The organism is Streptantibioticus cattleyicolor NRRL 8057 = DSM 46488, from assembly GCF_000240165.1.
Taxonomy (GTDB): domain Bacteria; phylum Actinomycetota; class Actinomycetes; order Streptomycetales; family Streptomycetaceae; genus Streptantibioticus; species Streptantibioticus cattleyicolor.
The window spans coordinates 2,312,795-2,328,452 of record NC_017586.1; the positions used below are offsets into that span (position 1 = coordinate 2,312,795).

15 protein-coding genes and 1 tRNA gene are annotated in these 15,658 nt (G+C 74.8%); 8 read left to right on the forward strand and 8 right to left on the reverse strand.

The annotated features are described in order from the left end of the window. Positions 1-25: 25 nt before the first annotated feature. Positions 26-1,222 (reverse strand): MarP family serine protease, encoded by a 1,197-nt coding sequence (locus SCATT_RS10140; RefSeq protein WP_014142921.1) that lies wholly within the window; start codon positions 1,220-1,222, stop codon positions 26-28. Between the two features lie 154 nt (positions 1,223-1,376). Between SCATT_RS10140 and SCATT_RS10145 the strand changes: the two genes are divergently transcribed. The 3 genes from SCATT_RS10145 to SCATT_RS10155 are packed head-to-tail and all read left to right on the forward strand — an operon-like array spanning position 1,377 to position 2,498. Beyond that, positions 1,377-1,643 carry a DUF2630 family protein gene (locus SCATT_RS10145; protein ID WP_014142922.1) on the forward strand — a complete coding sequence of 89 codons (267 nt, stop codon included), beginning with the start codon at positions 1,377-1,379 and terminating at the stop codon, positions 1,641-1,643. Beyond that, positions 1,640-1,942 carry a GNAT family N-acetyltransferase gene (locus tag SCATT_RS10150; RefSeq protein ID WP_014142923.1) on the forward strand — a complete coding sequence of 101 codons (303 nt, stop codon included), beginning with the start codon at positions 1,640-1,642 and terminating at the stop codon, positions 1,940-1,942. The genes SCATT_RS10145 and SCATT_RS10150 overlap by 4 nt, the downstream gene beginning before the upstream one ends. A gap of 40 nt (positions 1,943-1,982) precedes the next feature. Continuing rightward, positions 1,983-2,498, forward strand: a complete 516-nt coding sequence (locus SCATT_RS10155; protein ID WP_014142924.1) for a cupin domain-containing protein — start codon at positions 1,983-1,985, stop codon at positions 2,496-2,498. Here the strand turns inward: SCATT_RS10155 and SCATT_RS10160 are convergent. Then, entirely contained in the window at positions 2,476-3,333 is an 858-nt protein-coding gene (locus SCATT_RS10160) for an isocitrate lyase/PEP mutase family protein (protein ID WP_014142925.1), read from the reverse strand. The genes SCATT_RS10155 and SCATT_RS10160 overlap by 23 nt on opposite strands. Before the next feature lie 183 nt (positions 3,334-3,516). Here SCATT_RS10160 and trxA point away from each other — a divergent pair, with 183 nt between their 5' ends. Then, complete coding sequence (gene trxA, locus SCATT_RS10165) at positions 3,517-3,879, forward strand: thioredoxin (protein ID WP_014142926.1); 363 nt, start codon at positions 3,517-3,519, stop codon at positions 3,877-3,879. A gap of 132 nt (positions 3,880-4,011) precedes the next feature. Here trxA and SCATT_RS10170 read toward each other — a convergent pair whose 3' ends face one another. Then, positions 4,012-4,605 carry a TetR/AcrR family transcriptional regulator gene (locus tag SCATT_RS10170; RefSeq protein ID WP_014142927.1) on the reverse strand — a complete coding sequence of 198 codons (594 nt, stop codon included), beginning with the start codon at positions 4,603-4,605 and terminating at the stop codon, positions 4,012-4,014. A gap of 523 nt (positions 4,606-5,128) precedes the next feature. Here SCATT_RS10170 and SCATT_RS10175 point away from each other — a divergent pair. Beyond that, positions 5,129-6,031, forward strand: coding sequence for a TetR/AcrR family transcriptional regulator (locus SCATT_RS10175; RefSeq protein ID WP_014142929.1), 903 nt, complete (start codon positions 5,129-5,131; stop codon positions 6,029-6,031). Positions 6,032-6,308: 277 nt separating this feature from the next. Here SCATT_RS10175 and SCATT_RS10180 read toward each other — a convergent pair whose 3' ends face one another. Beyond that, the gene (locus SCATT_RS10180) at positions 6,309-7,106 is read right to left on the reverse strand and encodes a ScbR family autoregulator-binding transcription factor (protein ID WP_014142931.1); all 798 of its coding nucleotides are present in this window, start codon (positions 7,104-7,106) and stop codon (positions 6,309-6,311) included. Positions 7,107-7,397: 291 nt separating this feature from the next. Between SCATT_RS10180 and SCATT_RS10185 the strand changes: the two genes are divergently transcribed. The 3 genes from SCATT_RS10185 to SCATT_RS10195 all read left to right on the forward strand — a co-directional run bounded on the left by SCATT_RS10185 (position 7,398) and on the right by SCATT_RS10195 (position 11,497). Next, a complete protein-coding gene (locus SCATT_RS10185; protein ID WP_231905231.1) occupies positions 7,398-8,297 on the forward strand; it encodes a ScbA/BarX family gamma-butyrolactone biosynthesis protein in 900 nt (299 codons plus the stop codon). A 62-nt stretch (positions 8,298-8,359) separates the two neighbouring features. Beyond that, positions 8,360-9,259 carry an NAD-dependent epimerase/dehydratase family protein gene (locus SCATT_RS10190; RefSeq protein WP_014142933.1) on the forward strand — a complete coding sequence of 300 codons (900 nt, stop codon included), beginning with the start codon at positions 8,360-8,362 and terminating at the stop codon, positions 9,257-9,259. Between the two features lie 549 nt (positions 9,260-9,808). After that, complete coding sequence (locus SCATT_RS10195) at positions 9,809-11,497, forward strand: hypothetical protein (RefSeq protein WP_014142934.1); 1,689 nt, start codon at positions 9,809-9,811, stop codon at positions 11,495-11,497. On the opposite strand, the gene SCATT_RS10200 is transcribed toward SCATT_RS10195, so the two are convergent. The 4 genes from SCATT_RS10200 to sepX all read right to left on the reverse strand — a co-directional run bounded on the left by SCATT_RS10200 (position 11,482) and on the right by sepX (position 15,518). Continuing rightward, positions 11,482-13,659, reverse strand: a complete 2,178-nt coding sequence (locus tag SCATT_RS10200; RefSeq protein ID WP_014142935.1) for an NB-ARC domain-containing protein — start codon at positions 13,657-13,659, stop codon at positions 11,482-11,484. The genes SCATT_RS10195 and SCATT_RS10200 overlap by 16 nt on opposite strands. Beyond that, positions 13,656-14,099, reverse strand: a complete 444-nt coding sequence (locus SCATT_RS10205; protein WP_014142936.1) for a hypothetical protein — start codon at positions 14,097-14,099, stop codon at positions 13,656-13,658. The genes SCATT_RS10200 and SCATT_RS10205 overlap by 4 nt, the downstream gene beginning before the upstream one ends. Positions 14,100-14,292: 193 nt before the next feature. After that, positions 14,293-14,366 (reverse strand) — tRNA-Ala (locus SCATT_RS10210). 75 nt (positions 14,367-14,441) lie between these two features. Continuing rightward, positions 14,442-15,518 (reverse strand): divisome protein SepX/GlpR, encoded by a 1,077-nt coding sequence (gene sepX, locus SCATT_RS10215; protein ID WP_014142937.1) that lies wholly within the window; start codon positions 15,516-15,518, stop codon positions 14,442-14,444. Positions 15,519-15,658: the final 140 nt, after the last annotated feature.

Genomic DNA, 15,658 nt, shown 5'->3' on the forward strand with positions numbered 1-15,658 from the left:
TCTTTTCAGTGCCGCCGTTCCGGGGTCACAGCGCGGCCCGGTCGCCGGTGTCCACGCTCGCGGTGGCGTCGGCGGCGCGGCGGGCGTCGGCGGCGACCTGGGCGGCGGTGAGGGCGTAGCCGGTGTCGGAGTCGGCGGTGGAGCGGGCGAAGACGACGCCGTAGACCCGGCCGTCGGTGGTCAGCAGCGGGCCGCCGGAGTTGCCGTGGCGGACGTCGGAGCGGAGCTGGTAGATGTCCCGGTCGGTGCTGTTGTCACCGTAGATGTCCTGGCCGCGGGCGGTGATGCGGCCGGCGACGGTGGCGGCGCGCAGGTCGAGTCCGCCGTTCTCGGGGTAGCCGGCGACGACGGCGGGGCCGCCGCGTGGGGCCTGGCCGGCGAAGCTCAGCGGGGGCGCGGGCAGGCCGGGCACGTCGAGGACGGCGACATCGGTGCCGGGGTCGAAGAGGACGACGCGGGCGGCGTACCGGGGGCCGACGCCGCCGATCTGGACTGTCGGGTGGCGTACGGCGGCAACCACGTGGGCGTTGGTCATGACGTGTTCGGAGGCGTAGACGAAGCCGCTGCCCTCCTGGCCGCGCAGGCCGTCGGAGGTGTCGGCGACGCCCTGGACCTTGACCACGCTGCCGCGGGCGGCGGCGGTGGCGGCGTGGGTGACGGCGTCGCCGGAGGGGGCGGGGACGTTGGCGGTGGGTTCGTTCTCGAAGGGGTTGAAGACCCGGGGGAACCCGGCGCCGGAGAGGGCGTCGTCGGCGCGGTTGAACCAGGCGGGGGTCTGCGCGGGCACCGCGCGGTCGACGGCGCCGAGCACCGCGGAGGAACGGATCTGCTGGGCGAGCGCGGGCAGCGGCGCGGTGACCAGGACGCCGGCCATCAGCCAGGTCACCGCCAGCAGCGCGGCGGCGCCGGCCGCGGCGCCGCCGACCCCGTCCACCCAGCGCACCGGCCCCCAGCTGAGCCCCTGCCGGACCTTCCAGGCCAGCTTCTCGGCGAGCCCGTGGCCGATCGCGGCGGGCACCAGCACCCCGAGGAGCGCCACCACCGTGGCGGTCACCGTGCCGGGGGTGACCAGGCGCAGCACGTACGGCAGCAGCCAGACGCCGACCACCGCGCCGCCGAGGAAGCCGGCGAACAGGATGACGCTCGCCACCAGGCCCCGCCGGTAGCCGGCGATGGCGTATCCGATCGTGGCGATGACCAGCACCAGATCCAACAGGTTCATATGGGAGAAAACGTCGGCGGGCCACCTGGTGGTTCCATCCGGCGGCGCGGGGTGACCGACGCGACGGCCGCCGGGGGCGGCGCCGGCGCTCGGCTCGCGGGGGCGGGCGGCCGTTCCTAGAGTCGGAGATATCGGGAGATACCGGAGGTGCGCCATGACGGAGCAGGGCGGCGGCCGGGCCGAGCAGCAGATCCTGGACCAAATCGGCGCGATGGTGGCCGACGAGCGGACGCTGCGGGAGCAGGCGGCCGACGGGACGATCGACGGTGAGACCGAGCGCCGCCGGCTGCGGGAGCTGGAACGCGCCCTCGACCAGTGCTGGGATCTGCTGCGGCAGCGCCGGGCCAGGGCGGACGCGGGCGACGATCCGGGGTGGGCCCGGGTGCGTCCGGCCGACCAGGTCGAGGGGTACGAGTCGTGAACCCGGTGGTCACCGACGTTCCGGCGGCCCACCGTTTCGAGGCCCGGGTCGGCGGTGACCTGGCGGGTTTCGCGTCCTACCTCCGTTCCGCCGGGCTGATCGCGTTCGTCCACACCGAGGTGGATCCGGCGTACGAGGGGCGGGGCGTCGGGTCGGCGCTGGTCCGTGGCGGGCTGGACACCGCGCGGGCGGCGGGGCTGCGGGTGGTGCCGGTCTGCCCGTTCGTCGCCTCGTGGATCGAGGGCCACCCCGGGTACCGGGAGCTGGTGTACGAGAACCGCAGCCGGGTGACCGACTGACACCCCGGTCGCCGGCGCCGTGCTACGGAGGGATCCGGCCATGTCGTTCCTACCCCGTGGGCCCGTGGTGGTGCGGGAGGCGGAGGCCGAGGTGACGGGGGCGGCGCCGGTCGCCGTCCGGCTGCTGGCCGACGCGAGCGCCACCGGGGGCGCGCTCAGCACCCAGCGGGTGACCCTGGGCCCGGGCGCCGAGGGCGCGGTGCCGCACTACCACCGGGGTTCGGCGGAGCTGTTCTTCGTGCTGGACGGGGCGTTGCGGGTGCTCACCGGCGAGGAGGTGGTGGCGGCGGGCCCCGGTGACGTGCTGGTGGTGCCGCCGCGGACGGCGCACGCGTTCGCGGCGGCGCCGGACGCCGGGGCGGACGTGCTGGTGGTGCTCGCCCCGGGCGTCGAGCGGTTCGGGTACTTCCGGCTGCTCGCCCAGGTCGCCGACGGCCGGGCGACCCGGGCCGAGCTGCTGGCGAGCCAGGACCGGTTCGACAACTACTTCCTGCACAGCGACGTGTGGCGGGCGGACCGGGAACGGTGCGGTGTCAGTTCCGGAAGAGGGCGTTGAGCTCCGGGTAGGCGAGCGCGTCGGCGACCGTGCCGCACGTGCCGTCCGTCAGCAGTTCGCGGACGGCGCGGCGGGTGAGGGCGTACACGGCCTCGGGGATGGCGCCGCCGATGCTGACGCGGGCGGCGCCGGCCGCGGCCAGTTCCGGCACGGACGGGTCGCCGGGGCCGGAGAGCACGTTGAGCGGGGCGTCGATGGCGTCGGCGAGGCGGCGTACCGTGGCCGGGTCGGTGGTGCCGGGGACGAAGATCCCGTCGGCGCCGGCGGCCAGGTAGGCGCGGGCGCGTTCGACGGTGGCGTCGAGGCGGCCGGCGGGGTCGCCGACGCGGCGCAGCATGACGTCGCAGCGTGCGTTGACGTACAGCGGGACGCCGGCGGCGTCGGCGGCCTGGCGGGCGGCGGTGATGCGTTCGGCCTGTTCGGCCACCGGCCGCAGGGGGTCGGCCGGGTCGCGGCGGGAGTCCTCGATGTTGACGCCGACGCCGCCGGCGGCGAGCACCGCGCGGACGGTCGCGGCCACCCCGGCCGGATCGGCGCCGTAGCCGTCCTCGATGTCCACCGTGACCGGCACCGAGACGACGGCGGTGATCCTGGCCACCACGTCGGCCACCAGGGCGGGGTCGACGTGGCCGCCGTCGGCCGCGCCGAGCGCCCAGGCGACGCCGGAGCTGGTGGTGGCGATCGCCGTGGCGCCGGCGTCCTCGATGATCCGGGCGCTGCCGGCGTCCCAGGCGTTGGGGAGCGCCAGCACGGAGCCGCCGGTGTGCAGGGAGTGGAAGAGGCGCGCGCGGTCGGCGAGGCCGGGGGGAACGGTGAGGGTGGAGGCATCGGTCATGTGGGCAGTCCATCACTTGCACACCGCACCGGTCCGGAGGTTTTACGACAAGGCCGTTCCGGGTCGGCGGTGGAATAGCCGGGGGCCGCGCCGTGTTGGGGGGTTTGACGCGGGTTCGGGCGATCTGGTCCGGGCCCGCCGGCCGACCGGCCCCCATGACGACCCGGAGGAAGAGGTACAGGTATGAGCACGGTGGAGCTCACCAAGGAGAACTTCGACGAGGTCGTCTCGGGGAACGACTTCGTGCTGATCGATTTCTGGGCGTCCTGGTGCGGGCCGTGCCGGCAGTTCGGGCCGGTCTTCGAGAAGGCGTCGGAGCGCCACCCCGATCTGGTCTTCGCCAAGGTGAATACCGAGGCGCAGCGGGAGCTGGCGGCGGCGTTCGAGATCACCTCGATCCCCACGCTGATGGTCATCCGCGACCGGATCGCCGTCTACGGCCAGCCCGGCGCGCTCCCGGAGGCGGCGCTGGAGGACATCATCGGGCAGGCCCGCGGGCTGGACATGGACGAGGTGCGCGCCTCGGTGGCCGAACAGTCGCGGTAGCGGCGGCGGTTCACGGCGACGGCGGCCCCTCGGGCGGGTGCAAGGGGCCGCCATGAAGGGCGGGTTTCGGCCAGATCGGACCGGCCCGTCCGGCGGTAACGGACCGGTGGCGCGGGCGGGTTGGGGCGGGGGCTACTCGGTGCCGGCGGACGGGTGGTGGGCGGCGGTGAGGAGTTCCTCGGCCACCTGGAGGAACGCCCGGCGCTTGTCGTCCGGGGTGTCGTCGCCGGTCATCCACTCCATCGCGGCGAAGGCGCCGAAGTGCACGGTGAACAGGGCGCTCATGCCGCGTGCGCGGTCCTCCAGCGGTCCGCCGGCGTCGGTGACCAGCTCGGTGAGGGCGGTGATGCGCTCGCGGAAGCTCTGGCCGATGCTGAGTTCGCGCAGGGTGGGCTGGTTCTCGTGGGCGAACCGGAAGAGCGGGGAGGCGGTCTGGAGGGCGGCGCTGTAGCGGCGCAGCAGTTCCAGCCGGGTGTCGAGGTCGGACGGCTGAGTGCGCCCCCAGGCGATCAGCTCGTCCAGCGGCCGGCCGAACTCCTGGAACAGGCCGATGACGATGTCTTCCTTGGTCTTGAAGTGGTAGTACAGCGCGGCCTTGGTGACGTCCAGCTTCTCGGCGATCTCGCGCAGCGAGGTCTTCTCGTAGCCGCGCTCCAGGAAGAGCTCCAGAGCGACGTCCTGAATGCGCTGCCGGGTGTCACCCCTGCGCGCCTGATGTGTGCCCATGACCGCTCTCCCGCACTCGTTCCTGGTCGTCCGTCTTTCACTCTACTGAGCTAGTCTGGCGGCAAGTAAGGACGAGTTGAAGATCGCCTCCCCCCTCCCACCTGGTACTTCCCGTAGGTCATTTCCCTGACGCCTACACACAAACCTACTTGCCGGTTTGGGAGAAGTCCGTGGTCAGGGCATGCGTCCCGGGCGGCCCGTCGGCCGTCGTAACCGGAATCCGGCCCGCCCGCCCGGGCCGCCGATGACCGAACGCCCGGTATCCCCCCGGCCACCAGCGCCCATCGACGCCGCGTGGAGCCGTGCGAGCATCCCATCGGCCCCGCCCCGCCGCGTACCCGGATGGTGCCCGACGCGCCGGGCACTGGACTAGACCTGACCCGATATCAACCGACAGCCTTGTTTGTTTTCGGCGCCGAGAGTGCAATGATGTCGTTCAACGCCCGGCCCGTCAGGGATGCCGGGAGTTACCCGTTCGCCAGAGCTTGCGCCCGTATGTAACGGAAAGGACAGGTGCCGGCCGATGCAGGTGCGTGCCGCGCAGACTCGCCGGGCCCTCTTGGTGGCCGCCGCGAAACTCATCGACGACCGCGGTATGAAGGGCACCGGCCTGCTCGACATCAGCCGGGCGGCCGGCGTGAGCAAGGGGGCGCTGTACTTCCACTTCGCCTCCAAGGACGACCTGGTCACCGCGTTGCGGGCGGAGGCACGGGATGTCGTGCTGACGCTCGCCGAGGAGCACATCGAGGGCCCCGCGCCGACCCTGGTCGGCACCGCCCGGTTCACCGGGGCGATGTCGGCCCGGATGCGGGAGGACCCGGTGCTGCGGGCCGGGCTGCGGCTGGAGTCGGAGAGCGCCGCGGAGAGTTCCCGGGCCGCCGACGAACCCGGTTCCGGTTCCTGCGCCCCCCGGCTGCGCGAGGCGTGGCTGACGGTGCTGCGCGGGCAGTTGGCCAAGGACGCCGAGGACGGACGGCTGCGTCCGGAGGTCGCCGACCGGGACGTGGCCAACCTGGTCGCTGCGGTGACCGCGGGCCTGGAGGCGCTCGGCCGCGAGGACGAGACCTGGTGGACCCAGGAGGTCACCAGCGGGATATGGCGGCTGCTGATGATGCTCGCCGCGCCGCGCGACGCCGATGCCGACGCCGCCGAGTGGGACGTCGACCCGGCCGCCACGGCATCCGCCGCCGAGTCGGACACCACGGCGGAGCCGACGCCCGGCGGGGACGTGACGTCCACCACCGGTGCGACTGCGGAACCGTCAATTCCGGCCAGTGCGGCACCCTTTGACGGGATGCCGGAGTTCCTTCGCGCCCCGGCGGCGGAGCACGCCCCGGTGCCCGGGCAGCGCGCGCACCGGCCGGACGTCTTCGAGGGGGCCTTGCGGGCGGGGGCACTGCGCGAGGGCGCGGTGCGCGAGGGATGAGGCCGCGAGCTTCCGGCGCCGGATGACGGCCGGCTCCGGAGCACGGCCCGGGCCCGAGGGGGGCCTGGGGTGGGAACGGCCCGAGGGGGCCGACGGGGGAAACGGGGGGTCGGCCACGTGGGTCGCGCCTGATGGGATGGGTGCGGCCGGTGCGGTGGGCGCCGCGCCGCATTGCGTGACCCACGTGGCCCTGCCCGCCCGCACCGTCGCGTGAACGGGTGGTATCACCCGACGGTGCGGGCCGGGCGCCGACCGCCGCGCCGGGCGGACGACGCCGCTACGGCAGCGCCCTGGCCCGCGCGACCGGGCCGGAGCGCCGCGGTTCCCGGACCGGCGGCCGGGTGTCCAACGCCTCGGTGGCCAGCACGTCGGCCTCCAGCGCTTCGTGGTCCAGCGTCCCGTGGTCCAACACCTCGTCCAGCGCCGGGAAGGCGGGGCCGGCGAGCGGACGGGCGGAGTAGGCGGCGGTGCCGCGTTCCGGGTCGGCCACCAGGTGCGGCAGCAGCCCGGGGATGGCCAGCGCGGGCAGGAGGTACTTCCACAACGCGGCCACCCGGTGCGGAAGATCCCGCCGCTTTCCGTAGACATGGGACAGAAGCTGTATTCCGGTGAAAGCGCCGACGATGAGATCGGTCACTTCGTCCGGATCGGCGCTCGCCAGCAACTCCCCTTTTTCCGCGGCCTGCCGCAGCAGGTGGCGAATGACCTCGCCCGGGCCCTGATAGGGCGTTATGCCGGGGCGCCGGTAGGACGCCTGCTCCACGCTGAGCCGCACGGCCGCCCGGGCCACCGCGTCATGGCGCAGCCGGTGCGCGTAGTCCATGGTCAGGTCGATGGTGGACTGGAGTCTCACCTTGTGCTGCGGCGGCACCAGCGCTTCGGCCTGGGCGGCCACCACGGCGTCGGCGATGGCCTCCTTGGAAGGGAAATGGAAGTAGAGCGCGCCCCGGGTGACCCCGCTTCTGGCAAGGATCTCGGTGGTGCTGGCTCCTTCGTAGCCGAGTTCGTCGAATACCGCTGCCGCCGCCTCCACGATCACGCGGCGGGTCCTGAGCGCCCTTGCCTGACGCGCCATTGCTTCTCCTGAACCCTGAGCTGGTCAGCTCTTTGAAAACCCTTGCTCCCACGACCCTTTGAAAACCAAACCGGCTTGTCTGTACCTTAACGACAAGCGGGTTCGCTGATCTTCCTGTCCGCCTCGGGATCAACGACCGTGCTGGTTGCCCTGCCGCCGTAGAGACAGGTATCTCGCATGCAGTCGTCGAGTGTCACCGCACCGCGTGTCTCCCCCCCGGCTCACGACCGTATCCGTGACATCGCTCCGTCGGCGTCCCTGGTGGCCGGGCTCCCGCGGCTCACCACCTGCGTGCCCCGCGAATACGTTCACCGTGCAGCGATCAACGAGGTCTTCCTCACCGGCTGGGAAACCGATGGGGCTGACGGTTTCATTGTCGGCGCCCAGTGGCCAAGGAGCCACGCCTTGTTCGCGCCGCGTTTCGGCCAACAAGATCCGCTGCTCATCGCCGAAACGATTCGGCAGGCGGGTTCGCTGCTCGCCCACGCCGAGTACGGTGTTCCGCTCGGCCATCAATTCCTTATGTGGGCGCTGTCGTTCAGCGCCGAACCCGGCGGACTCACGGCCGAACCGGTACCCACCGAACCGGTGCTGCGGATCACCTGCGCACCGGTCGTCCGCGGCGGTCAACTCGCCGCCATGCGCTATCACGCGACCGTGTGGCGTGGTGACGTGTGCGTCGCAAAGGGGCACGCCGCGTACAGCTGCACCTCGCCGGCGGTGTACCGGCGGCTGCGCGGCGGCCGGAGCTTCCCCCGCCACCTGGCGCTGCCCGCCCCGGTCGATCCCCGGGTCGTCGGCCGTACCGGCGTCCAGCACGTCGTGCTCGGCGTGCCCGGCCCCCGCCACCTGCCGCCGGGCACCCGGGCCTTCCCGCACGCCCGGCGGTGGCTGCTGCGCACCGACACCGCCCACCCGACGCTCTTCGACCACCCGGTGGACCACGTACCGGGCATGGTCCTCCTGGAGGCGGCGCGGCAGGCCGCCCACGCCGTCAGCCACCCCGCCCCGGTACTGATCACCGAGGCGTCCGCCGCCTTCACCCGGTACGCGGAGTTCGACCCGCCGTGCTGGATCGAAGCGGAACCAGGTGTACCGGACACGGACGGCACCACCGCCGTGGCGGTCACCGGTACCCAGCAGGGGGAAACCGTCTTCACCGCGACCGTGCGCACCACGCGAGCGCGCTGACCGCCCACCACCGTCCGTCCCGCCCACGCCGTCCCGACCGGACCCGACCAGAACGGGGAATCATGCCCGGCACCATCGTGATCACCGGAGCCAGCGGCTTCATCGGAAGCCGGGTCGCCGCCCACGCCCGGCACCTGCCCGAACAGCGGCTGCGCCTGGTGGCCCACCGCAAGCCCGTCGACGACGGCAGCCGTGCGCCGGCCGGGCCGGTGGAGACCGTGCCCGGCGACCTGTCCGACCCCGCGTCGCTGCGCGGGCTGTGCGAGGGCGCCGAGGTGCTGATCCACTGCGCCTCGCAGATCGGCGGCCCGGCCGAGCTGTGCCGGGCGGTCAACACCCTGGGCACCGAGGCACTGCTGGCCGAGGCGCGCCGCGGCGGGGTGCGCCGGGTGGTCTACCTGAGCACCGCCGCGGTCTACGGGCGCGGCCCGTTCCGCGCCGCCCGCCCCGAGGAACTGGCCATCGCCCCGGTGTCGGAGACCTCCCGTACCCGGGCGGCGGCCGAGGAAGCCGTCCTGTCGGCCGGCGGCACCGTACTGCGCCCGCACATCGTCCACGGCCCCGGCGACCGCTGGGTGGCGCCCCGGATGGCCGAACTGGTCAAGGCGGTCGACGGCCAGGTGGACGGCTGGCAGGCCCGGATGTCGGTGATCGACGCCGACACCCTGGCCCGCGCGCTGCTGGCCACCGCGCTCGCCCCCGCCGAGCGGCTGACCGCCCCGGTCTACCACGCCGCCCACCCCGAGCCGGAGCCGGTCGGCACCGTCCTGCGGGCGTTCGCCGAGGCGGCCTCGGTGCCGTGGCCGCACGAACGGATCGACTACGCGGAAGCGGCCCGCCGCCTCGCGGCCCAGGGACGCTCCACGCACGACCTCGACATGGTCGTCACCGACCACTGGTTCGCCGCCGACGCCCTCTGGCGCGACCTCGCCCTCCCCCCGGGCCCCGGTTTCACCCCCTGACCCCCGCCCCGGCACCGGCTCGTGCCGGGCTCCGCCGAGCGGCCCGGTCCGGCGCTCGCTGTCCGCGCCCCGCCCCCGGCACCGGGCCGGACGTGGCCGCCCGGTCCCGGTTCCGGGGCGACCCCGGCCACCGACTCCCCCGCCGACGGCCCGCCAGGGCCTCCCCGGCGCCCCCACCAACCCCTGCCCTCCCGCCACCCCCGCCGGTACCGTGGAGGCGTCGCCGATCACCGACGCGTCGGCCGGAAAGGATTGTGGCGCCGCGTGAAATGCGATAAAGCCACCATGGCCGCGAGCCGCGAGCCGCGAGCCGCGAGCCGCGAGCCGCGAGCCGCGAGCCGCGAGCCGCGAGCCGCGAGCCGCGAGCCGCGAGCCGCGAGCCGCGAGCCGCGAGCCGCGAGCCGCGAGCCGCGAGCCGCGAGCCGCGAGCCGCGAGCCGCGAGCCGCGAGCCGCGAGCCGCGAGCCGGGCGGGTGGGGCGTGTTGGTGAGCGGACGGGGGGAAGTCGTTCGGGGTGGCCGTGAGCGGTAGTGCGGGACGGCCGCCGCGGGTGCCGGTGGGCGCGGAGGCCCGGCGGTGGGGCACGTTCCGGGGCGGTCGGACGCTGGTGGTGGCCGCACGTACGGTGACCTCTACGGTACGGGTGCTGGAGACGCTGCCGGAGTTGCTGCGCGGGGACGCCCGGGTCACCGTGCTGTTCGCGTACGACCCCACCTCCGCGTTCAGCTCCGGGGTGCTCGATCTGCTGCGGGACGCGGGGTGCCGGGTGGTGCCGTGGGAGCAGCTCGGTGAGGTGGCGCCCGATCTGATCCTGTCGGCCAGCGAGAACATCGACGTACCCGAGGACCGCTGCCCGGTCCTCGTCCTGCCGCACGGGGTGGGCTTCCAGAAGCGCGTCCCCGACTCGCGCGCGCCGCGCACCCGGCTGTCCGGGATGGTGCCGGACGCGCTGCTGGAGGCGGGGCGGGCGTGGCTGGCCGTCTCCCATCCGGACCAGGAGGAGCAGCTGCTGGCCACGCATCCCAAGGTGTCCGGGCGCACCCTGCTGGTCGGCGATCCGTGTTTCGACCAGCTCGCCGCCGCGCTGCCGGACGCCGAGGCGTACCGGCGGGCGCTGGGCGTTGCCGACGGCCTCCGGCTGGTGGTGGTCAGCTCGACCTGGGGTCCGACGTCGTTGCTGGGCCGGCTGCCGGAGTTGCCGGGGCGGCTGCTGGCGGCGTTGCCGTACGACGAGTACCGGGTGGCGGCGGTCGTCCACCCCAACGTGTGGGCGTGGCATGGGGGTTGGCAGGTGCGGGCGCTCCAGGGGGACGCGCTCGCGGCCGGGCTGCTGCTGATGTCGCCGGTGCACGCGTGGCGGGCGGCGCTGGTGGCGGCGGACGTGGTGGTGGGCGACCACGGTTCGGTCACGCTGTACGGGGCGGCGCTGGGCAAGCCGGTGCTGCTGGCGGCGTTCGGCGAGGACGCGGTGGCGGGCACCGCGGCCGACGCGTTGCGGCGGACGGCCCCCGCCCTGGATCCCGGTGGCGACCTGTTCCGGCAGGTCGAGGAGGCCGTCGCGGACCACCCGCCGGAACGTTACGCCGCCGTCGCGGCGCGCGCGTCGGCCGTGCCGGGCCAGGCCCTGGTCCGGTTGCGCGCCGCGGTGTACGAGCTGCTGGGGCTGGACGAGCCGGCGGTGCCGCCGCCGTCACCGGGGCTGCCCGTGCCGGAGTCCGCGCCGGCCGTCGTCACGTCGTGGATCACCGAGTCGACCGCGCGGCGCCGGGACGGGCAGTGGACGGTCACCGTACGCCGGCGTCCCGCGGCCGTACGGCCCGGCGGTGAGGACCGCGACGACGCGGAAGGGCCCTTCCGCCATCTGGTGTGCGACACGGCGGAGCCGGACCGGCGGCTCACCGAGAGCGCGTCGGTGCTCTTCCACCGCCGCCCGGAGCGCACCGCGGTCGCCGCGCTCGGCCGGATCCGGGAGACCCTGGAGCGTTTCCCCGGCTGCCGGCTGGCCGTGGCGGCGGTGGCCGGCGGTGGCTGCCTGGCCGGGCTGCGGGACGGCCGGGTCGTGGAGGCCGTCCCCACCGGCCCGGCCGCCGACCCCGGGCTGCCGGCCGCGGTGGTCTACACCGCGCTGCGGGCCGGGATCCCGCTGGACGACGCGCTGGTCGGGCTGCGGGTGGGCGGGGCGCGGGAGGTGGACGTGGCGTTGCGGACGCGCCCGGCGGCCGGTCAGTCGCCGGGGTAGTCGTCGCCGGTCAGCCGGTCGAGCCGGGCGCGCAGGGCGGGGGCCTGGGGGCTGCCGCCCTCGTGGAGGATCTCGTGGGCGCGGCGGAGCGCGGCGAGCAGGGTCCGCCGGTCGCCGCCGGTGCGTTCGAGGAGGTCGGCCAGGGCGGTGAGGGCCTGCGCCTCGTAGTGGGTGGCGCGCTGTTCGCGCAGGGTGCGGGCGGCCTCGTCGAGGGCGCGGACGGCTTCGGCGGTCTCGCCGAGGTGGTCGTGGGCGGTCCCGATGGCGGCGGTGACCCGGGCCGCCATCCGCAGGTCGTCGCGGGCCAGGAGGCCGTCGCGGGCGGCGCGCAGGGTCTCCAGGGCGGTACGCGGGTCGCCGCCGGCGTCCTGCGCGCAGCCCAGGAAGTAACGGGCGATGGCGGCGCCGCGGGCCTGGCCGGCGCGGAGGTTGAGCTCCAGCGATTCCCGGTACGCGTCGACGGCCTTCGCGGGGTCGAAGCGGTCCCAGTAGCGTCCGGTGAACTCCCGTACCGAGGCGGCCAGTTCGGTGTTCCCGGCAGCGTCGGCGCAGGCGGTGGCGGTGCGGAGTTCGGCGCGGGCCCGGTCGTACTCGGCGAGGTCCATCAGCGGGCGGGAGAGCATGCTGCGCAGCCGGGCCTCGGCGGCCGGGGCGACGTCCTCGGCGGCGGCCCGGGCGCCCAGTTCGAGCGATTCGCGCCAGTCGCCGAGGTGGCGGTGGTGCAGGAAGAGCACGGTGAACGCCTCGGCGAGCTGCCACGTCACGGTGTGCAGTCCGTGGCGTGCCGTGGCCCGCAGCACCGCGAGGATGTTGGCGCGTTCCGCCTCCAGCCAGTCGAGCGGCGCCGGTCCGCCGGGCTCGGCGAACGGGTCGGGGGCGTCGCGCAGCAGGCCGTCGAGGTCGGCGACGCGCAGCCGGTCGGCCCGTACCGCCCGGTCGGCGAGGGCGGTGAGCGCCAGGTAGTGGGTGGCCACCCGGGCGGTCAGTTCCCGCTCGGCTTCGGGCGGCTCGTGCCGGCGGGCCTGCTCGCGGGCGTGCAGGCGGACGAGGTCGTGGAAGCGGTAGCGGCGGTCCGGGGTGGTCTCCAGCAGGCCGGCCTGGTGCACGGTGGCGAGCAGGGTCCCGGTGTCGTCCGGGGCCAGTCCGGCCGCCGCGGCGGCGGTGCCCAGATCGAAGGTGCGTCCGGGCAGCGAGCCCAGCAGCCGGTACAGGCGGGCGGCGTCGGCGGGCAGTTGCGCGTACGCGGTGGTCAGTACGGCGGACACCGAGTGGTCCCCGGGTAGCGACATGGCGGCCAACCTCCGGCGTTCGTCGGCGAGTTCGGCGGCGAGCGCGGTCGCGGTCAGGTGTGGCTCGGTCAGCAGCCGGGCGGCCACCACGTGCAGCGCCACCGGCAGGCCGGCGCACAGTTCCACCAGCCGTTCCAGGGCGGGGCGTTCGGCCTCGACGGCGTCGGGGCCGAGGCCGAGGCGGTCGGCGAGCACCCGCAGGCCGCTGTCGGGGTCGAGCGGCTCGACGGGCAGCGGCCGGGCGCCGTCCAGTGCGATCAGTTCGCCCAGCGTGCCGTGGCTGGTGACCAGGACGGCGCTGCCGGGTCCGGCCGGGATCAGCGCCCTGACCTGGGCGGGCTGGTCGACGTCGTCGAGGACGACCAGCAGCCGCCGGCCCCGGGAGCGCTGCCGGTACAGCTCGCTGCGGCCGGCCAGCGAGTCCGGCATGCAGGCGTCGCTGACGCCCAGCCCGGTCAGGAACGCGCGCAGCGCTTCGGAGACGTCGCCGCCGGCGCGGTCGCGCAGTTCGGCGAAGTCGGCGAAGAGCTGTCCGTCCGGGAAACGGTCGCGGGCCTCGTGGGCCCAGCGGCGGGCCGTCGCGGTCTTGCCGACCCCGGGCAGGCCACGCAGTACGCCCACCCCGACCAGGCCGGCCGCGCCGAGCCCGGCGGACCAGTGGTCCAGCGCGGCCAGGTCGGCGCGGCGGTTGACGAACCGGACGGTCAGCGGCGGCACCTGGTCGGGTCTGGCCCGGGGCCCGGGTGCGGGCGGCGGCTGGACGACGAAGGTGATCCCGCCGTGGATCTGGCCGGCCTGCACGTTGGGTCCGTGGACGACGTTGCCGGACTGCTCGTTGCGGGTGGGCGGAACGCCGTCGTGGCCGCCGGTCATCGGGCGTCCCGGCGGCCGGAGTCGGGCGGGGTGGTGCCGTGGAAGGTGAGGCCGGTGAAGTTCTGCCCCTGGATGACCGGGCCTTCGAAGACGCCGCCGTTGACGACGTTGTGCACGGTGGCGGAGGGTGGGCTGGCCCCGTACGGTTCGAGTTCGGCCAGGAGCCGGCGCAGTTCGTCGGCGGCGGCGGGGTCGGCCTGGAGCGCCCGGCGCAGCCGCAGCCGCCATTCGGCCTGGATGTCGGCGGCGGTGGCCTCGTCGGCGTCTTCCTCGGCGGCCATGAGTTCGGCCCGGGAGGTGTCCAGTTCCTCCTCCGCCGCCGTGGTGTCCCCGCCGCGCGCGAAGAACCCGGCCACCCGTTTCTTCGCCTGCCCCCAGGCATCCGTCACCATCAGACCCACCAGCGTCGACGCCGCCAGCGTCGCCAACTCGGCATCCACGCGACCCCCTCGCCCCGCAGCCCCGCGACGACCCGTCGGCCGCCGCTCACGCCTGCTCACGGTAGAGAGTCCGACGGTGCGTTGGGTAGGCCCCGCCACGGCGTGGCGCGGATTCGCCGGGGTGGGGTGCGGGTGGCCGGGAACGAGAAATCCCGCCCGATCGGAAGTGATCGGACGGGATCTTCTGATGCGGTGGACCTGAGGGGATTTGAACCCCTGACCCCCTCGATGCGAACGAGGTGCGCTACCGGACTGCGCTACAGGCCCTTGCAACGAGGAAAACTCTAGCATCTTCGCGGGGGTGGTCGTGACCGTCCCATGATCACGAAGGGGCGGGGCGGGTCACTCGTTGGCGGCGCGGGGGCGGTCGTGGGCGGGGGGTTCGGGGTCGGGGGCGGCCTTGGCGTACTGGTCGAACAGCGGGGTGCGGCCCCGGCGCGGGACGGGGCGGGGGCCGGGGCGCTCGGGTCCGTCGGCGGACGGGGACGCGGAGGTGCCGGAGCGGGCGGCGCTCCAGGTGTCCGGGTCGCCGAGGTCCACGCTGCCGGGGGTGCGCGGGGCCACCGGGGCGGTGACGTAGGTGGGCAGCGGCACCGGGACCGGTTCCCAGCCGTCGTCCGGGGTGGCCGTCGCGTGCTGCTGGTCGACCCATTCGGCGTGGTCGGTCTGCTCGACCAGCGCGCGGCGGTCGGCGGTGCGCGGAGACGGCTCGGCGGGCGGACGCGGGCGTTCCCGCTCCCGTTCCGGGGCGGGCACCGGGGCCGGGGCGGGCGGGGGCGCGGCGGCCTCGACGGGCTCGGGGCGCTCCAGGCGTTCCGGGCGCTCCCGGGGGCGTTCACGCAGCCGGCGGGCGGCCTCGGCGGCGCGCCGCTGGTCCATGGTGAACTCGAACCGGCGGCGTTCGGCGCGGCGCAGATGGGCGATGTAGAGGCTGAGCAGCACCCCGGGCACGGCGGGCGCCCACAGGTAGGCCATGCCGCCGACCCCGGCGACCACCGCGCCGGCGGTGAAGGCCAGGAAGAGCACGGTGGTGGTGCGGCGGCGGCGGGCGAGCAGCCGGGCGCGGGCGGCGGCGACCGCGGCGGCCGGACGGGGCGGCCGGACGCCCCGCGGCACCGGCTGGATCTCGGTGGCGGGCAGCGCCTGGGCGCGTACGTCGGCGGCGTGGGCGACGGTGTCGGCCTCGGCGGCGCGGTCGGCCCCGGCGGGGGCGTCGCCGTCGGCCGTGCGTGGCAGGCCGCGGGTCCTGGCGTACCGGCGTTCCATGGCCGCCCGGCCGGACAGCAGCCGGATGGCGGTGCTGAAGCGTTCCGTCGGACGCGCTTCGTTGAGCTCGTCCTGCCTACGGAGCCACATCGGCACCAAGTAGGCAGCCCAGGCCCCGACGATGACTGCGTAGATGAGGCCGCTGCTGCTCACGCCCAACACCGTAGGGGCCGCGGGGACGGGCCAACAGCAATTCGGCGCGGTGTGTCGCACGATCTGGCTGATATGCCGAACTTTTCTTCCGATAGTGGCGCCGTCAGGGCGGGGAATGCGCTCATTCAACCTGCAATAAA